Source organism: Streptomyces sp. NPDC002958 (genome assembly GCF_055563255.1).
Genome location: NZ_JBVHDS010000004.1, coordinates 156,468 through 157,290, shown reverse-complemented (window position 1 = coordinate 157,290; position 823 = coordinate 156,468). Strand labels below are relative to the sequence as shown.

Below are 823 nucleotides of genomic sequence, written 5' to 3'. Positions count from 1 at the left end.
TCCGGCAATCTCATCCAGGCTCCCGTGGACATTCCGGTGAATGTGTGTGGCAACACCGTCGATGTGGTCGGTCTGCTGAACCCGGCAATCGGCAACAAGTGCGGGAACGAGGAGGGCCAGGGCAGCGGCAACGGCGGTCAGGGGGCGAGCGCCGAGGGCGCCGCGACCTCCTCTCCCGGTGTGCTGTCCGGCAATCTCATCCAGGCTCCCGTGGACATTCCGGTGAATGTGTGTGGCAACACCGTCGATGTGGTCGGTCTGCTGAACCCGGCAATCGGCAACGAGTGCGAGAACGGGTCCACGGGGAACGGCACTCCGCCCCCCGTCCACCCGCCGCACGAGCCCCCGGTCCACCCGCCGCACGAGCCGCCGACGACGCACAAGCCTCCGCACCACCACCACCCGGACTGCCCTCCCACGCACCACAAGCCCCCGGCCCACCACCACAAGCCGCCCACGCACAACGGGGAGCACAAGCCCCCGACCCACCAGGAGCACAAGCCCCCCACCCACCACTGGGAGCACAAGCCCCCGGCCCACCACACCAAGACGCCGCAGATGGCACACACCGGTTCCGACGCCAACCTGGGCCTGGCCGGCGGAGTGAGCGCCGCGATGGTGCTCGGTGGAACCATGCTGTTCCGCCGCGCTCGCGCCTCGAAGAACTGAGCGACGCAGTCGATAAGTAACAGGCAGGAAGCAGAGAGGTGGGGGGGGGGGGGGGGGGGGGGGGGGGGGGGGGGGGGCGGGGGGGGGGCCGGGGGGGGGGGGGCGGGGGGGGGGGGCGGCCCCCCCGCGGGGGGCGGGCGGCGGGGCGGCGGGG

At 72.7% G+C, this 823-nt stretch carries 1 protein-coding gene; it reads left to right on the top strand.

Annotated elements, in window-relative coordinates:
- Positions 1-669, top strand: a 669-nt coding sequence (locus ACZ3IC_RS09540) for a chaplin (protein ID WP_467414308.1), incomplete at its 5' end; no start/stop codon positions are given.
- Between the last annotated feature and the right edge of the window lie 154 nt (positions 670-823).